Genomic DNA, 20,726 nt, shown 5'->3' with positions numbered 1-20,726 from the left:
CATGGAGGCAATGTCCGAGCGTGCGATCATTCTTGCGCCGTTGGGACGCGACAGTCAGATTGCGCTGATGATGCTCAACGAGGCAGGGTTCGATGGGGTCATCACCCGGGATATAGGCGCGTTGTGCAATGAACTGTCGCTGGGTGCCGGCCTGCTGGTGATTGCTTCCGAGGCCTTGTTGGGCGCAAACCTTGAACCGCTGCTGGGTCTGATCGAGCAGCAGCCGGCGTGGTCGGATCTGCCGATCGTACTGCTGACCCACCACGGTGGCCCGGAGCAGAACCCTGCATCGCGACTCGGTTTGCAACTGGGCAACGTGACCTTTCTCGAGCGGCCGTTTCATCCGGTCACGCTGATCAGCCTCGTCACCACAGCGTTGCGCGGGCGACGACGGCAGTATGAAGCCAGGGACCGGTTGATTGATCTGAGCCAAAGCGAACTGCGTCTGCAAAACACCCTGGAAACCCTCGAGCAACAGGTCGAGGAACGCACCGCGCAATTGCGCCACAACGAAGAGGTGCTCAGGCAGTCGCAGAAAATGGAAGCGGTCGGCCAACTCACCGGCGGTATTGCCCACGACTTCAACAACATGCTCACCGGCATCATCGGCAGCCTGGAGCTGCTGCGTCGACGCCTGGCCCGGGGACGCACCGAGGACCTGGACAGCCTGATCGATCTTGGGGTGACCTCAGCCAACCGCGCGGCGGGCCTGACGCATCGCTTGCTGGCATTTTCCCGACGCCAGTCGCTGGATTCAAAACCGGTGCAGATGAACACCCTGGTGGTATCCATGGGTGAACTGTTGCAGCGCAGCATCAATGAAAGCATTCACCTGGAAATGCAGCTGGACGAGCAACTATGGGTGGCCGAGGCAGATCCCAATCAACTCGAAAGCGCCCTGCTCAACCTGGTACTCAACGCCCGGGACGCCATGCCCGACGGCGGAAAGCTGCTGGTCAAAACCTCCAATCAGCATCTGGATACGGGGTTTACCGAGGCACACAGCAATCTGCAACCGGGCGATTATATCGTCCTGAGCGTCACCGATACCGGTTGCGGCATGCCGCAAAGCACCATCAACCGGGCCTTTGATCCTTTCTTCACGACCAAACCCATCGGCCAGGGCACGGGCCTGGGCTTGTCGATGATTTACGGTTTCAGCAAACAGTCTGGCGGCCACGTCAGCATTCACAGTGAAGTCGGAAAAGGCACTACGGTCAGTCTGTTTTTGCCGCGTTTGAGGGGGGAACTGCTCCAGGACACCCAAGTCGATGCCCAACACGCGCCTTACGCCCGGGACGGCGAAACCGTGCTGATCGTCGAAGACGATCCCGCCGTGCGAGTCCTGGTCAGCGCCGTATTGAGTGAATTGGGCTACGCCTTCGTTGAAGCGGGCGATGCCGATAGCGCCGTGCCGATTCTTGACTCCGGTCAGCGAATCGACCTGTTGATCAGCGACGTGGGATTGCCGGGCATGAACGGCCGGCAACTGGCGGAAATCGGCCGGCAGTATCGACCCGATCTCAAGGTATTGTTCATCACCGGGTATGCTGAACACGCCGCCGTGCGCGGTGGTTTTCTTGACCCTGGCATGCAGATGATCACCAAGCCGTTCACCTTCGATTTGTTGACGGCGAAGGTGCGGGAAATGATCAGAATCTGAAGGATTCTTGTGTAGGAACTGCCGCAGGCTGCGATCTTTTGATCCGGGGCCGTCGCGCGAGCGCAAAAAGATCAAAAGATCGCAGCCTTCGGCAGCTCCTACAGGGGCCGGTTGGTCAGCGATATAGCTGCCTTCAGGACAGCATGTCCTGCATGATCTGTTGCAACACATCCAGATCGAACGGCTTGGCCAGGATCGGCGCTTTGCGGGTGATCGGGCTGTCGGTCTCGCGAATTTCCTGCGGATAGCCGCTGATGAAGATGACCTTGAGCTCCGGTCGCAGCTTCACGGCAGGTTCGGCGATCTGCACACCAGAGATCCCCCCCGGTAAGCGGAAGTCGGTGATCATCATGTCCAGATGCGGTTTGCTCGCCAGAATTTCAAAGGCCTGCTCGCCGTTTTCGGCTTGCAGCACCCGGTAACCCTCACCCGACAAATAAGCAGACAGCACCATCAGGATCGAAGGGTCATCCTCGACGATCAGTACCACATCTTGTGCATCTTCACTCATGGAAAGCCTTTGTTCGGTCAATAGCTGCTGATACGACCGTATGGTCACTCAGAGGTTGCGTTTATCGGGCTGTTTTCCTGCAGCGGCAGACAAACGCGAAACAAGGCGCCTTCGCCAATCCGGCTCTCGACGGTGATGGAGCCACCGTGGGCGGCGACAATCTGCTCCGAAATAAACAGCCCCAGGCCCAGCCCGGCTACAACGGCCTTGGCGGAAACCCGTTCGAACTGCTGAAAAATGCGCTGCTGATTCTCTTCACTGATCCCGATACCGCAATCCTGAACCTCAACCCACGCTTGCCCGTCCTGATTGTACACGCGTACGTCGATCTGGCTCTTGGCGCCATAACGCAGCGCATTGGTCAACAAGTTGGAAATCACTTGTTCGATACGGAACTCGTCCCAGTGGCCCATCACGGGCTGGTTGGCCGTCAAGGTAACCGACGACTCCGCGGCCTCGACCTGCGGTGCAAAATTCTGCAGAAGGTTGCTCACCAACTGCACCAGGTCAAACCGACTGGGACGGATCGACAGCTTGCCGGTACGGATCCTCGACACATCGAGCATGTCCTCGATCAGACGGATCAGGCTTTTGATTTGCCGCTCGTCGCGGTCGACCATCGCGTGCATCTTGTCCAGCGTGAAGGCCGCGGCGTTACTCCGGGCCAGGTGCATTTTGCGCAACTGGGTTTCGAGAATCAGGCCATTGAGCGGCGTACGGACTTCGTGAGCCACGATAGACATGAAGTCATCACGCATGCGCACCGCTTGCTCCAGCTCATTCTGGGTATTCTGCAACTGTTTGAGCAGCGCCTCCTGCTCCCGGCGACTTTGCTCCAGCGCTTCGACCTGATGCTTCATCGCTTTGCTCTGGCGATACAAGTCGACGAAGACATTGACCTTGCTCTTGACCGCGTGAACGTCCAGCGGCTTGTGCAAAAAGTCTACCGCCCCGCTTTCGTAGCCCTTGAACGCGTAATTAAGCTCGCGGCCGGCGGCACTGACGAACACAATCGGGATGTTTTTGGTTTTTTCCGTGCCACGCATCAACTCGGCCAGCTCGAAGCCGTTCATGCCGGGCATCTGCACATCGAGAATGGCCATGGCGAACTCGTGTTGCAGTAACAACGACAAGGCTTCGTCGGCGGACAGGGCTTTGTAGACGATACGGTCTTCACGCCTGATCAAGGCTTCGAGCGCCAGAAGGTTCTCCGGCAGGTCGTCGACGATCAGTAATTTGGCCTGGATATTACCTAACATGCGATTCCTTCCAGCTCGATAAGCAGACAGCCGATGCCGCAAAGATCCAGCAGATGAGTATCCAGCACTGCCCTATTCATGATTTTCGATAGATCCGTTCGGGTTTGACCAATGCTTCAAATTGATTGCCATAGGCCGAGAAATCCAGGGTTTCCTTACTGCCCAATGCCAGAAAACCCCGATGACACAGCGATTCGTGAAACAAGCCGAACGCGCGACCCTGTAGCTTTTTGTTGAAATAAATCAATACATTGCGGCACGAAATCAATTGAGTCTCCGAGAACACACTGTCGGTGGCCAGGCTGTGATCAGCGAAAGTCACGTTGTCGCACAGGCTCTTGTCGAAAATGGCATAACCATAGGCCGCCGTGTAGTAATCGGCGAACGAGCGCTGCCCACCGGCCTGCTGGTAGTTGTGAGTGTAGGCCCGGACATTCTCCAGGGAGAAAATCCCCTGCCGGGCTTTATCCAGCGAGCGTGGGTTGATGTCCGTGGCATAGAGGATGGTGCGATCCAGCAGGCCTTCTTCGCGCAGCAGAATCGCCATCGAATAGACCTCTTCACCGGTGCTGCAACCAGCGATCCAGACCTTGATCGATGGATAGGTCCTGAGCAGCGGCACCACTTCCCGACGCAGCGCCAGGAAGTGTGAAGGGTCGCGGAACATTTCGCTGACCGGGATCGTCAACAATTGCAGCAGTTGCATGAACGCGGTCGGATCGTGCAAAACCTTCTCTTGCAGCGCCGAGATGGACTTGCACTCGAACTGACTCAAGGCGTGATTGACCCGGCGTTTGATCGACGCGCTGGAGTAATCGCGAAAGTCGTAGCTGTACTTGAGGTAAATCGCCTCAATCAGCAAGCGCAATTCGATTTCCGTACTGCGCTCCACTAGATACGTTCCATCTTCGGTAACCACACACGGATCAACGAGAACAGGCGATCCAGGTCAATGGGTTTGGCCAGGTAGTCATTGGCGCCGGCCTGCAAGCAGCGCTCCTGATCGTCCTTCATGGCCTTGGCCGTCACCGCAATGATCGGCAGCTTGCGCCAGCGCGGATCCTTGCGGATTTGGAGGGTGGCTTCGAAACCATCCATCTCCGGCATCATCACGTCCATCAGCACCAGATCGATGTCCTCGACTTCATTCAATTTTTCAATCGCTTCACGGCCGTTACGGCCAATGACCACGATTGCGCCCTTCTGCTCCAGCGCACTGGTGAGGGCGAAGATGTTGCGTACATCATCGTCCACCAGCAGCACTTTACGTCCTTCGAAAACCTTGTCGCGACTGCGGGCGGTCTTGAGCATCGTCTGGCGCTCCTGGGACAAGCGGGATTCGACCTTGTGCAGAAAGAGTGTCACTTCGTCCAGTAACCGCTCGGGCGAGCGCGCGCCCTTGATGATGATCGAGCGCGAATACTTGCGCAGCTCGGCCTCTTCGTCCCGGGTCAGGTTACGTCCGGTATAGACGATTACCGGCGGGAACGAGCAGATATCCTCGGTGGACATGCGTTTGAGCAAGTCATTGCCGAGCATGTCGGGCAGCTTAAGGTCGATGATCATGCAGTCGAAAATCGTGTTGCGCAGCAGCTCGAGAGCATCCTGCGCCAGCCCGACGGCGGTGATTTCGATGTCTTCGTCGCCGATCAGCCGGGCGATGCTGTCGCGTTGCACATCGTCGTCTTCGACCAGCAATATCCGTTTGACCTTCTGCGTCAGTTTGGCTTCGAGGCGGGCAAATACAGCCTTGAGTTCCTCACGCGTGGTGGGCTTGACCGCATAACCGATGGCGCCCATGTGCATGGCGGCCTCCATGCGGTCTTCGACCGAAATCACATGCACCGGGATGTGCCGGGTTTCGGCATGTTCTTTCAAACGCTGCAATACCGTCAGCCCGGAATGATCCGGCAGGCGCATGTCCAGCAGGATCGCATCGGGGATGAACTGCCTGGCCAGGTCGTAGCCTTCGTCGGCGCCGTGGGCTACCAGGCACTGATAACCCAGTTCATGGGCCAGGTCGTAGAGGATGTGCGCAAAGTTCGGCTCATCCTCCACGACCAGAATGCAGCGAGTAGCGAATGGCGCCTTGTTGCGATCATCGTCGAAACGCGGAATGTCGACGTCGGCAATCAGCGGCATAGTCGTAGTAACCACGGCGCTATTCGACAAAGCTACCGGCGTGGCTTTCATGGTCTCGACAGGCGCGTCGCCCGGCTCGACGTAGTGCTGCGGCAACACCAGGGTGAACACACTGCCCTGCCCGGGCATGCTGGTCACGCTGATGGAGCCGCCCAATAACGTGGCCAGATCACGAGAAATCGACAAGCCCAGGCCGGTGCCGCCGTAACGACGATTGGTGGTGCCATCGGCCTGACGGAAGGCTTCGAAAATGCTTTCCTGCTGATCCGGGGCAATACCGATGCCGGAATCACGGACAATAAAGGCGATGCCATTGTCTGGCTGAGCGGCGACGCTCAGGTTGACCGTGCCCTTTTCGGTGAACTTCACCGCGTTGGACAGCAGGTTCTTGATCACTTGCTCCAGCCGCTGGCGGTCGGTGAACAGCATCAGCGGTGCATCGGCCTGCAATTGGACCTGGAAATCCAGGTTCTTTTCCGCAGCCATCGGCTGGAACATACCACGCAGGCCTTCCACCAGACGCGCAACATTGGTGTTCTCTGGACGTACCTCAAGCTTGCCGGCCTCGACCTTGGAAATGTCGAGAATGTCGTTGATCAGGTTAAGTAAGTCGTTGCCGGCGGAGTAGATCGAATCGGCGAACTTGACCTGCTCGGCGCTGAGGTTTTCCTGCGGGTTTTCCGCCAGCAGTTTGGCCAGGATCAACGAACTGTTCAGTGGCGTGCGCAGCTCGTGGGACATGTTGGCGAGGAATTCGGACTTGTATTTGCTTGAGCGCTGCAACTCTTCGGCGCGCGCTTCGAGCTCAACTTGAGCCAGATTCAGTTCGGTGTTCTTCTGGTCCATGGCATCACGTTGCGCGGCCAGGATCTGCCCCTGCTCGGCGAGTTGTTCGTTGGTTTGCTCCAGCGCTGCCTGCTGGGTTTCCAGGTGGCCCTGGGATTCCTTGAGAATCCGCGACTGCTCTTCCAGCTCCTCGTTGGCGGTCTTGAGTTCTTCTTGCTGAACTTGCAGCTCTTCGTTGAGTTGCTGGGCTTCGGCCAGCACTTCCTGCAAGCGTTGGCGATAGCGGGCAGCCTCGATCGAGGTACCGATGTTGCCGGCAATCAATTCGAGCAGTTCAACATCGCGATCGGTCAGCGTGCGCAGGAACCCCAGTTCGATCACACCGTTGACCCGATCGTCGTCGCTGGTCGGCACCACCAATATGCTATGCGGTAAACCTTCGCCCAGGCCGGAGCTGACTTTGAAGTAGTCGCCCGGTACGTCATCAAGACGAATCAAGCGCGCCTGTTGCGCCACTTGGCCGACAATCCCTTCGCCACTGTAGATCTGCTGCTCAAGCGCTTCCTGTTCCCGGGAAAAACCGTATGACGCGATGCGTTTCAGGCCACCATGATCCTCACGGACATAGATCGCCGCGACAGCTGTCCCTAAATATTGGGCGCAGAACTGCAGAATGTTGCGCCCCAACAGATTGAGGGATAACTGCCCCAGGACTTGCTCGGCCAGTTCGGTCTGACCGTTGCGCAACCAGGCTTGCTGTTCCAGACGCCGGGCACTGGCCTGTTGCCCGGCGAGGTTGGCGCTGTAACTTTGCGACAGTTTGAGCAAGTCCCGACGGCCAATGTAGGCCAGCAACCCGCTGATACCGGCCACGAACAGCAGATAAAGGGCGATGCTCCAAATCGTGGTTTGGCGCACTTCCTCGTTGCGAGTGGCGCGCAACTGCTGTTCCAAATCGATCACCTCTTCGAATTGCTTGCGGATCTCATCGGTCAGCCGCTTGCCGCGCCCGGCCTTGACGGCGCCACGGTAGTCACCGCTGGCGCGCTGCAAATCAATCATCGATTGCGCGTAATTGCCCCATTCCGTCTGCAAGGCCTGGAGCCGGCGCAGACGATCGGTCTGGACCGGATTATCGGTGGTCAATTCGAGCAAGGTATCGAGAGCGACGGCGATTCTCGGCTTGGCCGTCTCGTAGGGATCAAGGAAATGTTCATCGCCGCTGAGCAGGAACCCGCGCATGCCGGTTTCCAGATCGACGGTCAGCTTTATCGCCTCATTGGCATTATTGATCACCCGGTCGGTGTGCTGGACCCACTGGATCACCGACAGCAGATAGGTAATCAGCGAAACGAAGAACACCGCACTGATGACGCCCACACCCAATGGCAGGCTGACGTTGCGGCTCAGGAGTTTACGGAATCGTTGCTCATCAACCGAGGACGCAGAGGTCATGGGGAAGCCTTGTCGTACTGTTGAAAAGCATCGAGTCTGCCCCAAAACGGCCGAGCTCATCCATTTTTCTGACATGTTTCGCGGCAAAAACCTGCATTTAGCTGCTCTGGGACAAAGGAGCGGTTATTCTCTGCAGTGCTTGTGCGGCTATTGTTTTTGTAACGCGCCGGCACTTTGTCATGATTCGTCACTTATTCACGCTAGAGCCCGGCGATTTCGATCGACGAAGCCGCACATTCAATCTTTGAGAGCCCACTATGCCCATCACCTCCACCATCCTTGTCGTCGAAGACGATGCCATCGTGCGCACGCTGATCGTCGATGTACTGGAGGAATTGGAATTCCGGGTGCTTGCAGCGGATGGCTGTGAAATGGCGCTGGACTTCATCAACGATGAAGATCAGGACATCGACTTGCTGATGACGGATGTGGGGCTGCCGGTCATGGATGGTCGGGAACTGGCGAAGCAGGCGCGGATGCTGCGTCCCGAGTTGCCCATTCTGTTCGCCAGCGGTTATGCCGAAAGCATCGAGGTGCCTGACGATATGCATGTGATCGGCAAGCCGTTTTCCATTGATCAGTTGCGGGATAAGGTCAAGGGCATACTCGTCCAGGCCTGACTTTTCTCGCGCCCGATCCTCTCCGTTCTCTACCCGCTTCAAGGAATACCCGTCAATGAGTCAGCCCCGCGCAACCAAAGTCCTGGTGATTGGTTACGTCTGGCCCGAGCCCCGCTCTTCTGCGGCCAGTGGGCATGTGATGCAAATTCTCGATACGTTCCTGCAGCAAGGCTGGGACATTACCTTCAGCAGCCCGGCCGGCACCGGTGAGCACCGTGCGGACCTGACCTCTCTGGGCATTCGCGAAGTGCCGATCGAGTTGAATAACAGCAGTTTCGACACCTTTGTCAGTGAACTGGCACCAGATATCGTGCTGTTCGACCAATTCATGATGGAAGAGCAGTTCGGCTGGCGGGTCGAAAAACACTGCCCTGATGCGTTGCGCGTTCTTGAAACGTCCGACCTGCAAAGCCTGCGGCATGCCCGACATCAGCGCCTCAAGGACCGCCTGAAGGCCAGTGACGATGTTGATGATTTCACCGGGCTGTTCGCCCCGGCACTGCGCGAAGAGTTCGAGCTGATGGCTGACACCGATCTGGCCAAACGGGAGATCGCAGCGCTGTATCGCTGTGATCTGAACCTGATGATTTCCGAAGTGGAAATCGAGCTGCTGGTCGAACAATTCCGGCTGCCGCGCAACTTGCTGCACTGGTGTCCGCTGATGGTCGATGCGCCAAGTGCGCCGCCGCCAGCCTTTGAAGACCGTGCGCATTTTCTCAGTATCGGTAACTTCCGGCACGCGCCGAACTGGGATGCCGTGCTCTGGATGAAAACCACGATCTGGCCGCTGATCCGTGCGCAGCTGCCAGAGGCGCAACTGCATATCTATGGCGCCTATACGCCGCCCAAAGCCACCGCCCTGCACAATGCGGCCCAAGGGTTTCATGTGATGAACTGGGCAGAAGACGCCTTGCAAGTCATGTCTGCAGCCAGGGTGTGCCTGGCACCGTTACGCTTCGGTGCGGGTATCAAAGGCAAGATTGTCGATGCAATGCTCTGTGGCACCCCGAATGTCACTACCCCCATAGGCGCCGAAGGCATGTGCGGTGAGATGCCATGGTCCGGTCATGTGGCTCGCTCGGCTCAAGCCCTGGCGGATGCAGCCATAAAGCTGAACCAGGATAAGTTGCACTGGACTCAGGCCCAACAGGCAGGTGCTGAGTTATTGAACAAGCGTTATCGTCAAGATATCCATGGTCCTGCATTAATAGAACGTTTAGAGCACTGCCGGAATAACTTGCAAAGTTTGCGTAACGAAAATTTTACCGGCAGCATGTTGCGCCACCACCTGCATAAAAGCACTCAATACATGTCGCAATGGATAGAGGCAAAAAACAGCTCGCAATAACAATATTTTGAAAACACTAATTGCTTGCACAGCCCCTGACCTACAATCAAGAATAAATCGCACGACAACAACTCTGATAATCGGGCGTTCTTTTATTCCTGTATAGCAACGGACTGCATAATGACAAATAAATACCCCTATAAAAACTGGATGTCGGCGACATCTTCCATTGATAAGTTAACCCTCTTGGAATTGGTCTGGCCCGGCGCCCATAACTCTGGCGTGGATTATGACTTTCCTTACCCAATCCACGTTCAACCGGCCAGTCACTGGTTTGTCTGCCAGGATGGGCCATTTATCCAGCAGCTCAACGAGGGCGTCCGGGTACTCGACCTGCGATTCCATTCAGACGAGCACTGGCTGGGCGTCAAGAAGTTCCATACGTTTCACGGCTACAAGCTGCTCAGAGGCCGATCGTTGAGCGAACTGTTCAAGAGCCTGGACTTTTTCCTTAATGAAAACCCGGATGAATTCGTCGTGTTGGATATGCACGAACTCAAAGGCCTTGATGAACAACATTTCGATTATAAAGGCTTTCATGAGGCCATCATGAGTGAACTGGGCGAGCGATTGATCCCGCTAAAAAACCAATACTTGACACTGGGCGCACTAAAGAAAATGAGTTCCCTGCAAAGAATCGTACTTGCCGGCGAATGGCACCCGGACTTCACCTCACCCCTGTATTGGCCGAAAATTAGAAGTGAATGGAGCGGCAGCGACATTACTTCCCCCGAAGAGCTAAGACAGCATATTGAAAGAACACTGAATAACCCGCCCCACAAAAACACATTCTGGTCATTATCCGCCACCAGTTATGGAGAACTCGCTGGAGTAAAACGAATCACCCAGGAATTGAACAAGTGGTTTGGTCCGGACTCTGGATGGGCGCCGAAGTGCAGCATTATCAGTGCCGACTTTATTGGAGCGACACAACTGGTCAGCTATTGCAGGGAAATCAACTTTTTCAGGGGACTGCGCAAGACGTAAGGCCGGCGAACTGGAACTATTTTGGGCGGGGGTGCATGATTGGCGTCTGAAAAACAAAAAGACCACACTGGACATGACGCGTATCGCCAGAGTTACCGATCCTGCCTACGAATTGATGGACGACCATAACGGGTTATCCATCATCTATCGTCAACACGGCTTCCCCTGCCCTTTGGTGCGCTGGCATTTCCATAAGGAATACGAACTGCACCTGATCGTCGCCAGCTCCGGCAAAGTGTTCATCGGTGACTACATCGGTAACTTCTACCCGCAAACGCTGTTCCTGACCGGACCCAACCTGCCCCACAACTGGATCAGCCAGGTCGCCGAAGACGAAGTGGTGCCCAAGCGCGACATGCTGGTCAATTTCACTGACGAACTGTTTGAAAGCGGCCATCAGGTGTTCGCCGAACTCAAGACGCTCGCCCCCTTGCTGGAGCGCGCGCAGTACGGCATCGAGTTTCGCTGCAAACATACGATCCGCCAGGCCATGACCTTGATGCAGCGCATCGCTGATACCAAGGGCATGACCCGGCTGGGGCACTTTTTCATTCTGCTGGAGTTGCTGGCCGCGTCTGATGACTATCAGTTGCTGTCCGGTGCGACAACGCCGCAATTGGCCGATGAACACAATATCGACCGCACCAACCGGGCGGTGGACTACATCTTTGCCCATTACGCCCGGGATTTGCCGCTGGAAGAAGTTGCCGAGCATCTGGGGCTGAAGCCGACCTACTTCAGCCGAGTGTTCAAACAGGCCACTGGGCGCTGCTTTATCGAATTCGTCAATCGCCTGCGCATCAGCAAATCCTGCGAGCTGCTGGCCGATGGCGACAAAACAGTGACTGATGTGTGTTTCGAGTCAGGCTTCAATAATATTTCCAACTTCAACCGGCGCTTTCAACAGCTCAAGGGCATGACGCCGTCGCACTACCGGCGGCTGGCGGTGCAGCGTTTGACTGAGCAAAACCACGGTTAAACGCAGGATCAAAAGATCGCAGCCTTCGGCAGTTCCTACAGAATCCCGCGATCCCTGTAGGAGCTGCCGAAGGCTGCGATCTTTTGATTTTCGGCCGTATAAACCTGTACGGATTCAATCGGGGTTAACCGCTAAAACACCGTCCTCTGCGCTTCCCGCATTGAACCCCAGTGCAAAAAAGTATCGGTCACAGTGCGATGGATGATTTGTCAGCCCATCGATTGAGGGCTGTAATCAGTGCACATTCTTCCTGCCGTCGGAAGACACAAAAACAATAACTGTCCTTCTGTAACCCGCCGGGTGCAGAAAAGGAGTGCATGATGCAACCTTCTGTAAAAGCTCTGCTTGCTCTCACCTGCATGACCCTCAGTAGCGTCAGCCTTGGCGCCCAGACCCTGACCATTGCTACCGTCAACAACAGCGACATGATCCGCATGCAAAAACTCTCGAAAACCTTCGAGGCCGAGCATCCGGACATCAAGCTCAATTGGGTGGTGCTCGAAGAAAACGTCCTGCGCCAACGCCTGACCACCGACATCGCCACCCAGGGTGGACAGTTCGACGTGTTGACCATCGGCATGTACGAAGCCGCACTCTGGGGTGCCAAGGGTTGGCTGGAACCGATGAAGGACTTGCCGGCCACCTACGCCCTCGACGACGTTTTCCCTTCGGTGCGTGAAGGCCTTTCGGTCAAGGGCTCGCTCTATGCCCTGCCGTTCTACGCTGAAAGCTCTATCACCTATTACCGCACCGACCTGTTCAAAGAAGCCGGGCTGACCATGCCAGAGCGCCCGACCTGGACTCAGATCAGCGAATTTGCCGGCAAACTCACCAATAAAGACAAAGAACAGTACGGTATCTGCCTGCGCGGCAAGGCTGGCTGGGGCGAGAACATGGCGCTGATCACCACCGTCGCCAATGCTTACGGCGCACGCTGGTTCGATGAGAAATGGCAGCCGGAATTCACCGGCCCCGAGTGGAAGAATGCGCTGAACTTCTATGTCGATACCATGAAGAAGTCCGGCCCGCCGGGCGCGTCGAGCAACGGCTTCAACGAAAACCTGGCGCTGTTCAACAGCGGCAAGTGTGCGATCTGGGTCGATGCCAGCGTCGCCGGCTCGTTCGTCACCGACAAGACCCAAAGCAAGGTCAGCGATCACGTCGGCTTCACCTACGCACCGCATGAAACCACCGACAAAGGTTCGGCCTGGTTGTATTCCTGGGCGCTGGCCATCCCGACCAGTTCCAAAGCCAAGGACGCGGCGAAAACGTTCAGCGCCTGGGCCACTTCCAAGGAATACGGTGCGCTGGTCGCGGAAAAAGACGGCATCGCCAACGTGCCGCCAGGCACTCGCGCCTCGACCTACACCGAGGCCTACATGAATGCCGCGCCGTTCGCCAAGGTGACGCTGGAATCGCTGAAGGCCGCGGACCCGAGTAAACCGTCCCTCAAGCCCGTGCCCTACATCGGCATCCAGTTGGTGACCATTCCCGAGTTCCAGGCCGTGGGCACCCAGGTCGGCAAACTGTTCTCGGCAGCGCTGATCGGCCAGACCACGGTCGACCAGGCCCTGACCGCCGCCCAGTCAACCACCGAACGTGAGATGAAGCGCGCCGGTTATCCCAAGTAACCCCGCAACCTGCTCCCGCCTTCTGTGGGAGCGAGCCTGCTCGCGATGACGGCCTCCCATTCGACATTGCGGGTGACTGATATACCGCCATCGCGAGCAGGCTCGCTCCCACATTAGATCTTCATAGGTCTGCATGAATCGGTTCTATCGCCATGAATATTTCAACTGTCAAAGCTCACATGGACATCCCCCAACCGGTGCGTAAAAACCGGTTGAGCAATCCCGGCTGGTTTCTGGTCAGCCCCTCGGTAGCCTTGTTGCTGCTGTGGATGATCGTGCCGCTGGGCATGACCGTTTACTTTTCAATGATTCGCTACAACCTGCTCTACCCCGGTGAAAACCAGTTCGTGGGGCTGGAGAACTTCAGCTACTTTCTGAGCGACTCGGGCTTCCTGCCCGGCGCCACCAACACCCTGTTACTGGTGGGCAGCGTGCTGCTGATCAGCGTGGTGTTCGGCGTGTTGATCAGTGCGTTGCTGGAGGCCAGTGAGTTTCTCGGTCGCGGCATCGTGCGGGTGATGTTGATCTCGCCGTTCTTCATCATGCCCACCGTCGGTGCGCTGATCTGGAAAAACCTGATCTTTCACCCGGTCTCGGGGATTCTCGCCTACATCTGGAAGCTGTTCGGCGCGCAGCCGGTGGACTGGCTGGCGCACTACCCGCTGCTGTCGATCATCATCATTGTCTCGTGGCAGTGGCTGCCCTTCGCGATCCTGATCCTGATGACCGCCATGCAATCCCTCGATCAGGAACAGAAAGAAGCCGCGCGCCTGGACGGTGCCGGTCCCATCGCGATCTTCTGGCACCTGACCCTGCCGCACCTGGCCCGGCCAATCGCAGTGGTGGTGATGATTGAAACCATCTTCCTGCTCTCGGTGTTCGCCGAAATTTTCACCACCACCAACGGTGGCCCCGGCTACGCCTCGACCAACCTCGCCTACCTGATCTACAACCAGGCGCTGGTGCAGTTCGACGTCGGCATGGCGTCCGCCGGCGGTTTGATCGCGGTGTTGATTGCCAACGTCGCGGCCATCGTGCTGGTGCGAATGATCGGCAAAAACCTGACAGACAAAGCCTGAGGCCTGCGCCATGACTCTTCAACAATCTCGCCGTCTGCAAAGCCTGCTGCTCGGCACCCTGGCCTGGGCCATCGCGATCCTGATTTTCTTCCCGATCTTCTGGATGGTGCTGACCAGTTTCAAAACCGAAATCGATGCGTTCGCCACGCCGCCGCAGTTCATCTTCACGCCGACGCTGGAGAACTACCTGCACATCAACGAGCGCAGTGACTACTTCAGCTTTGCCTGGAACTCGGTGGTGATTTCCTTCAGCGCCACCGCCCTGTGCCTGCTGATCGCGGTGCCGGCGGCCTACTCGATGGCGTTCTACGAAACCCAGCGCACCAAAGGCACGCTGCTGTGGATGCTCTCGACCAAGATGCTGCCGCCGGTGGGCGTGCTGATGCCGATCTACCTGCTGGCCAAGAGTTTCGGCCTGCTGGACACGCGAATCGCGCTGATCGTGATCTACACGCTGATCAACCTGCCGATCGTGGTCTGGATGATTTACACCTACTTCAAAGACATCCCCAAAGACATCCTCGAAGCCGCACGCCTGGACGGCGCGACGCTGTGGCAGGAAATGGTTCGGGTGCTGCTGCCGATCGCCAAGGGTGGCCTGGCTTCCACGGTTTTGCTGTCGCTGATCCTGTGCTGGAACGAAGCGTTCTGGTCGCTGAATCTGACCTCGTCGCAAGCCGCGCCACTGACCGCGTTGATCGCCTCGTACTCGAGTCCTGAAGGTCTGTTCTGGGCCAAGTTGTCGGCAGTGTCGACCCTGGCCTGTGCACCGATCCTGATCTTCGGCTGGATCAGCCAGAAACAATTGGTCCGCGGCCTGTCGTTCGGTGCCGTGAAATGAAGATCACCAACCGAATGCGATCTCTGTGGGAGCGAGCCTGCTCGCGATGGACGTGAACGATAACGCGTGCAGCCAGGAAAAAAACATCGCCTGCCATCGCGAGCAGGCTCGCTCCCACAAAAAAGCCCACCCGGCTCAACTGAATAACAACATGTGGAGGCCCATCATCATGGCCAACCTGAAGATAAAAAATCTGCAAAAAGGCTTCGAAGGTTTTTCCATCATCAAAGGCATCGACCTCGAAGTGAATGACAAGGAGTTCGTGGTATTCGTCGGCCCGTCGGGCTGCGGCAAATCCACCCTGTTGCGGCTGATCGCCGGTCTTGAAGAGGTCAGCGGTGGCACCATCGAACTGGATGGCCGCGACATCACCGAAGTCAGCCCGGCCAAGCGCGACCTGGCGATGGTGTTCCAGACTTACGCCCTGTACCCGCACATGAGCGTGCGCAAAAACATGTCGTTCGCTCTGGACCTGGCCGGTGTGGCGAAAGCCGAAGTCGAGAAAAAAGTCGGCGAAGCGGCGCGCATCCTTGAACTCGGGCCGATGCTGGAACGCAAACCCAAGCAACTGTCCGGTGGTCAGCGTCAACGCGTGGCGATCGGCCGGGCGATCGTGCGCAACCCGAAAATCTTCCTGTTCGACGAGCCGCTGTCCAACCTCGACGCCGCGCTGCGAGTGCAGATGCGCCTGGAACTGTTGCGCCTGCACAAAGAACTGCAAGCCACGATGATCTACGTGACCCACGATCAGGTCGAAGCGATGACCATGGCTGACAAAGTCGTCGTCCTCAATGGCGGCAAGATCGAGCAAGTCGGTTCGCCACTGGACCTGTATCACCAGCCGGCCAACCTGTTTGTCGCAGGCTTTCTCGGCACGCCGAAAATGGGCTTCCTCAAGGGCAAAGTCACCCGCGTCAACGGCCAAAGCTGCGAAGTGCTGCTGGACGCCGGCACCCGCATCACCCTGCCGCTGACCGGTACCAACCTGAGTGTCGGCGGTGCGGTGACCTTAGGGATTCGTCCGGAACATCTGCAGCTGGCGCAACCCGGTGACTGCACCCTGCAAGTCACTGCCGACGTCAGCGAGCGTCTGGGCAGCGACACCTTCTGCCATGTCCTGACGTCTTCCGGCGAAGCGCTGACCATGCGCGTTCGCGGCGATCTGGCCAGCCGTTATGGCGAAACCCTGAGCCTGCACCTGGATGCCGAACACTGCCATTTATTCGATGCCGACGGCGTGGCGCTGACCCGCCCACTGCGCGCCGCAGCCTGATCCGAGAGCATGCGATGAAACTGAATAGACAGAACCTCAACCGCCTCGCCCCCGAGGTGGCCCTGCCCGCCTACACCCTGAGCGATACCCGCCAAGGCATCGCGCACATTGGTGTCGGCGGTTTCCACCGCGCGCATCAGGCGTACTACACCGACGCCTTGATGAATACCGGCGAAGCGCTGGACTGGGCCATTTGCGGGATCGGCCTGCGCGCCGAAGACCGCCGCGCCCGGAACGATCTCAAAGAGCAGGACTATCTGTTTACCCTGTTCGAACTCGGCGACAGCGACGACGCAGAAGTGAGGGTTATCGGCGCCATCCGCGACATGCTGCTGGCCGAAGACAGCGCCGAGGCGGTGATCGACAAACTCGCCGATCCAGGCATCCGCATCGTCTCGCTGACCATCACCGAAGGCGGCTATTGCATCGATGACAGCAACGGCGAGTTCATGGCGCACCTGCCGCAGATCCAGCACGACCTGTCCCACCCGAACGCACCGAAAACCGTGTTCGGTTTCCTCTGCGCCGCACTGGCCAAACGTCGTGCAGCCGGCACGCCTGCGTTCACGCTGATGTCTTGCGATAACCTGCCGCACAACGGCGCCGTGACCCGTAAAGCCCTGCTGGCATTCGCCGCCCTGCGCGATGCCGATCTGCGCGCCTGGATCGAACGCCACGTCAGCTTCCCCAACGCCATGGTCGACCGCATCACACCGATGACCAGCACCGAACATCGTCTGCAACTGGCCGACAAACATGCCGTCGATGATGCCTGGCCGGTGGTCTGCGAACCGTTTGTGCAGTGGGTACTGGAAGACAAATTCGTCAACGGTCGCCCGGCCTGGGAAAAGGTCGGCGTGCAGTTCACCGACGATGTCACGCCTTACGAAGAGATGAAGATCAAACTGCTCAACGGCAGCCATCTGGCCCTGACTTATCTGGGCTTTTTGAAGGGTTACCGCTTCGTTCACGAAACCATGAACGACCCGCTGTTCGTGCGCTACATGCGCGCCTACATGGACCTGGACGTGACGCCGCAACTGGCGCCAGTGCCGGGGATCGACCTGACCGAGTACAAAAACACCCTGGTGGCGCGCTTCTCCAACCAGGCGATTGCCGATCAGCTGGAGCGAGTGTGTTCGGACGGCTCGTCGAAGTTTCCGAAGTTCACCGTGCCGACGATCAACCGCTTGATTGCCGATGGGCAGGAGACCAAGCGTGCGGCGCTGGTGGTGGCGGCGTGGGCGCTGTACCTCAAAGGCGTGGATGAGAATGGCCAGACCTATGCAATTGCGGATCCGCGGGCGGCGTTCTGTCAGGCGCTGGTGGCCGATGATGTGTTGATCACTCAACGATTGTTGGAAGTTGAGGAGATTTTCGGGACGGCGATTCCGCGTTCCCCGGAGTTCGTGGCAGCGTTCGAGTGGTGCTGTAACAGCTTGCGGGAGGTTGGGGTGACGCGGACGTTGGAGCGGGTTCTGGCGTAAGAATGGTGGTGAACCTGCTGCCGTCTTCGCGAGCAGGCTCGCTCCCACATTGGATCGTTGTCGAACACAAAACCTGTGTCCTCTGAAGATCTCCTGTGGGAGCGAGCCTGCTCGCGATTGGGCTCACTGATATCGACCTGACGATCCAAGGATCTTCCATGGCAAACCAACAACTTTTCCTCGGCATCGACTGCGGCACCCAAGGCACCAAAGCCGTTGTCCTCGACGCGCACAGCGGCCAGGTCCTCGGTCAGGGCGCCGCCGCCCACAGCCTGATCAACGGCGCCAACGGTCGTCGCGAGCAAGACACCGCCCAATGGCTGGAAGCCTTTACCCTGGCCACCCACCGCGCGTTGCTCGCAGCGAATGTAGACGGTCAGGCCATCCTCGGCATCGGTGTTTCCGGCCAGCAACATGGTCTGGTGCTGCTCGACGATCACGGCCAGGCGCTGCGTCCGGCCAAGCTCTGGTGCGACACCGAGTCCACGCCGGAGAACGACCGCTTGCTCGCCCATCTGGGCGGCGAAAAAGGCTCACTGGAGCACCTCGGCGTAGTCATCGCGCCGGGTTACACCGTGTCCAAACTGCTCTGGACCAAAGAACAGCATCCGGAAGTGTTCGCCCGAATCGCCCGCATCTTGCTGCCCCATGACTACCTCAACTACTGGCTCACCGGCCGCAGTTGCAGCGAGTATGGCGATGCCTCGGGCACCGGTTATTTCAACGTGCGCACCCGCCAATGGGACTTGCAACTGCTGCGCGACATCGACCCCTCCGGGCGCCTGCAAGCCGCACTCCCGCAGCTGATCGATGCCCACCAACCGGTCGGCACGATCCTGCCAAGTATCGCCGAGCATTTGGGCATCAACCCCAAGGCGCTGATCTCCAGCGGCGGCGGCGACAACATGATGGGCGCGATCGGCACCGGCAATATAAAACCCGGCGCGATCACCATGAGCCTCGGCTCCTCGGGAACGGTCTACGCCTATGCCGAGCAAGCGAACGTCAGCCCGGATACCTCGGTCGCGACATTCTGCTCCTCCAGCGGCGGCTGGCTGCCATTGATCTGCACGATGAACCTGACCAACGCGACCGGCGCGATTCGCGAGTTGTTCGAATTGGATATCGAGGCGTTCAACGCCTTGGTCGAGCAAGCGCCGATCGGTGCCGACGGCGTGTGCATGCTGCCGTTCCTCAATGGCGAACGCGTTCCCGCCCTGCCCCATGCCAACGGCAGCCTGCTGGGGCTGACCATGACCAACCTGACCCGGGCCAACCTGTGCCGCGCCGTGGTGGAAGGCACTACCTTCGGTTTGCGTTACGGGCTAGACCTGCTGCGCCAGAATGGCTTACAAAGCCGCAGCATCTGCCTGATCGGCGGCGGTTCGAAGAGCCCGGTGTGGCGGCAGATCGTCGCTGACATCATGAATACGCCTGTGATATGTACCGAACAAAGCGAGGCCGCGGCCCTCGGCGCGGCGATTCAGGCGGCGTGGTGCAAGTCCTGGGCAAACGGTCACGAAGACAGCCTGACGGACTTGTGTGAGCGTTGCGTAAAGCTCGATCTGACCAGTGAAACCTTACCGATTGCAGAAAATGTGGTGGCCTGCCAGCAGGCCTATGAACGCTATCAACAGCATGTCGCAACCCTTTAAAGAGCGAGCAATTATGTATTTGGTATGTGGCGAAGCGCTGTTCGATTTCTTCAGCGAAGACGATGCCAGTGGCTTGGCATCCAAAGTGAATTTCAAGGCAATTGCCGGCGGCTCGCCGTTCAACGTGGCCGTAGGTTTACGCCGTTTGGGCGTGGACGCGGCGCTGTTTGGCGGGCTGTCGACCGATTACCTCGGCCGACGTTTGCAGCAAGTGCTGCAGGATGAAGGTGTGCGCCCGGAGTACCTCGTGGACTTTGCCGCGCCGACCACCCTGGCAATGGTCGCCGTCGGTGCCAATGGCTCGCCCCATTACAGCTTTCGTGGCGAAGGCTGCGCTGATCGGCAGTTGAGCCTGACGCATCTGCCAGAGCTGGGGCCTGAAGTGCGCGGTTTGCACGTCGGCTCGTTCTCGCTGGTGGTGCAACCGATTGCCGATACTTTGCTGGCATTGGTGCAACGGGAAAGCGGCAAACGCCTGATCAGCCTCGACCCGAACGTGCGCCTGAATCCCGAGCCGAACATCGAGTTGTGGCGATCGCGGATTGCCACGCTGGTGGAGCTGGCGGATCTGATCAAGGTCAGCGACGAAGACTTGAGCCTGTTGTATCCCGAGCAAGATCCTCAGCGTGTGATCGAAAGCTGGCTGGAGCATCGCTGTCAGTTGGTGTTCCTCACCCGTGGCGGCGAAGGCGCAACGGTGTTCAGCCGTGCCCACGGTTCGTGGTCGGTGCCGGCCTGTTCGGTGAAGATTGCCGACACCGTGGGGGCTGGCGATACGTTTCAGGCGGCGCTGATTACCTGGTTGACCGAGCAGCAGCTGGATTCGGTTGGAGGTTTGCAACAGCTGAGTCGCGAGCAAATTGACGCGATGCTCAGGTTTGCAGTGAGCGCTGCGGCGCTGACCTGCAGCAAGACCGGGCCGGATTTGCCGTATCGGCGGCAGTTGAGCTGATATCGACGCCCCCATACCTCCTCCAATCGCAGGTCCTGATTTCAGGGCCTGCCGTTGG

The 20,726-nt window shown here is 58.1% G+C and carries 16 protein-coding genes; 12 read left to right on the top strand and 4 right to left on the bottom strand.

The genetic code is table 11. The annotated features are described in order from the left end of the window. The first annotated feature begins 1 nt into the window (after position 1). Positions 2 to 1,663 carry an ATP-binding protein gene (locus BK662_RS24880; RefSeq protein ID WP_375539013.1) on the top strand — a complete coding sequence of 554 codons (1,662 nt, stop codon included), beginning with the start codon at positions 2 to 4 and terminating at the stop codon, positions 1,661 to 1,663. A 133-nt stretch (positions 1,664 to 1,796) separates the two neighbouring features. On the opposite strand, the gene BK662_RS24875 is transcribed toward BK662_RS24880, so the two are convergent. The 4 genes from BK662_RS24875 to BK662_RS24860 form a co-directional block, all read right to left on the bottom strand. Beyond that, positions 1,797 to 2,174, bottom strand: coding sequence for a response regulator (locus tag BK662_RS24875; protein WP_038983388.1), 378 nt, complete (start codon positions 2,172 to 2,174; stop codon positions 1,797 to 1,799). A 44-nt stretch (positions 2,175 to 2,218) separates the two neighbouring features. Further along, on the bottom strand, positions 2,219 to 3,433 hold the full coding sequence (locus BK662_RS24870; RefSeq protein ID WP_123359549.1) for a hybrid sensor histidine kinase/response regulator: 1,215 nt from the start codon (positions 3,431 to 3,433) through the stop codon (positions 2,219 to 2,221). A 76-nt stretch (positions 3,434 to 3,509) separates the two neighbouring features. Further along, on the bottom strand, positions 3,510 to 4,325 hold the full coding sequence (locus BK662_RS24865; RefSeq protein ID WP_123359550.1) for a CheR family methyltransferase: 816 nt from the start codon (positions 4,323 to 4,325) through the stop codon (positions 3,510 to 3,512). Then, complete coding sequence (locus tag BK662_RS24860) at positions 4,325 to 7,816, bottom strand: response regulator (RefSeq protein ID WP_123359551.1); 3,492 nt, start codon at positions 7,814 to 7,816, stop codon at positions 4,325 to 4,327. Before BK662_RS24860 ends, BK662_RS24865 begins: the two co-directional genes overlap by 1 nt. A 257-nt stretch (positions 7,817 to 8,073) precedes the next feature. On the opposite strand from BK662_RS24860, the gene BK662_RS24855 reads away from it, so the two are divergent. From BK662_RS24855 to BK662_RS24805, 11 genes are all read left to right on the top strand, one after another. Further along, positions 8,074 to 8,436, top strand: coding sequence for a response regulator (locus tag BK662_RS24855; protein WP_123359552.1), 363 nt, complete (start codon positions 8,074 to 8,076; stop codon positions 8,434 to 8,436). Between the two features lie 55 nt (positions 8,437 to 8,491). Continuing rightward, complete coding sequence (locus tag BK662_RS24850; protein WP_123359553.1) at positions 8,492 to 9,784, top strand: glycosyltransferase; 1,293 nt, start codon at positions 8,492 to 8,494, stop codon at positions 9,782 to 9,784. A 120-nt stretch (positions 9,785 to 9,904) separates the two neighbouring features. Further along, a complete protein-coding gene (locus tag BK662_RS24845; RefSeq protein WP_123359554.1) occupies positions 9,905 to 10,771 on the top strand; it encodes a PI-PLC domain-containing protein in 867 nt (288 codons plus the stop codon). 73 nt (positions 10,772 to 10,844) lie between these two features. Continuing rightward, on the top strand, positions 10,845 to 11,750 hold the full coding sequence (locus tag BK662_RS24840) for an AraC family transcriptional regulator (RefSeq protein ID WP_123359932.1): 906 nt from the start codon (positions 10,845 to 10,847) through the stop codon (positions 11,748 to 11,750). Between the two features lie 320 nt (positions 11,751 to 12,070). Further along, positions 12,071 to 13,381, top strand: coding sequence for an ABC transporter substrate-binding protein (locus tag BK662_RS24835; protein WP_123359555.1), 1,311 nt, complete (start codon positions 12,071 to 12,073; stop codon positions 13,379 to 13,381). Between the two features lie 179 nt (positions 13,382 to 13,560). Then, complete coding sequence (locus tag BK662_RS24830; protein WP_259695954.1) at positions 13,561 to 14,460, top strand: carbohydrate ABC transporter permease; 900 nt, start codon at positions 13,561 to 13,563, stop codon at positions 14,458 to 14,460. A 10-nt stretch (positions 14,461 to 14,470) separates the two neighbouring features. Continuing rightward, positions 14,471 to 15,301 carry a carbohydrate ABC transporter permease gene (locus BK662_RS24825; RefSeq protein ID WP_007905617.1) on the top strand — a complete coding sequence of 277 codons (831 nt, stop codon included), beginning with the start codon at positions 14,471 to 14,473 and terminating at the stop codon, positions 15,299 to 15,301. A gap of 169 nt (positions 15,302 to 15,470) precedes the next feature. Continuing rightward, positions 15,471 to 16,574: an ABC transporter ATP-binding protein gene (locus BK662_RS24820; protein ID WP_123359933.1), complete on the top strand. Its 1,104-nt coding sequence runs from the start codon at positions 15,471 to 15,473 to the stop codon at positions 16,572 to 16,574. A 14-nt stretch (positions 16,575 to 16,588) separates the two neighbouring features. Further along, a complete protein-coding gene (locus BK662_RS24815; RefSeq protein ID WP_123359557.1) occupies positions 16,589 to 18,061 on the top strand; it encodes a mannitol dehydrogenase family protein in 1,473 nt (490 codons plus the stop codon). Between the two features lie 158 nt (positions 18,062 to 18,219). Continuing rightward, positions 18,220 to 19,716, top strand: a complete 1,497-nt coding sequence (gene xylB, locus BK662_RS24810) for a xylulokinase (protein ID WP_123359558.1) — start codon at positions 18,220 to 18,222, stop codon at positions 19,714 to 19,716. A 13-nt stretch (positions 19,717 to 19,729) separates the two neighbouring features. After that, positions 19,730 to 20,668: a carbohydrate kinase family protein gene (locus BK662_RS24805; RefSeq protein ID WP_123359559.1), complete on the top strand. Its 939-nt coding sequence runs from the start codon at positions 19,730 to 19,732 to the stop codon at positions 20,666 to 20,668. Positions 20,669 to 20,726 lie beyond the last annotated feature (58 nt).

This window comes from Pseudomonas frederiksbergensis, from assembly GCF_003732275.1.
Lineage (GTDB): Bacteria > Pseudomonadota > Gammaproteobacteria > Pseudomonadales > Pseudomonadaceae > Aquipseudomonas > Aquipseudomonas frederiksbergensis_H.
This window is presented reverse-complemented; position numbering and strand designations above follow the sequence as displayed.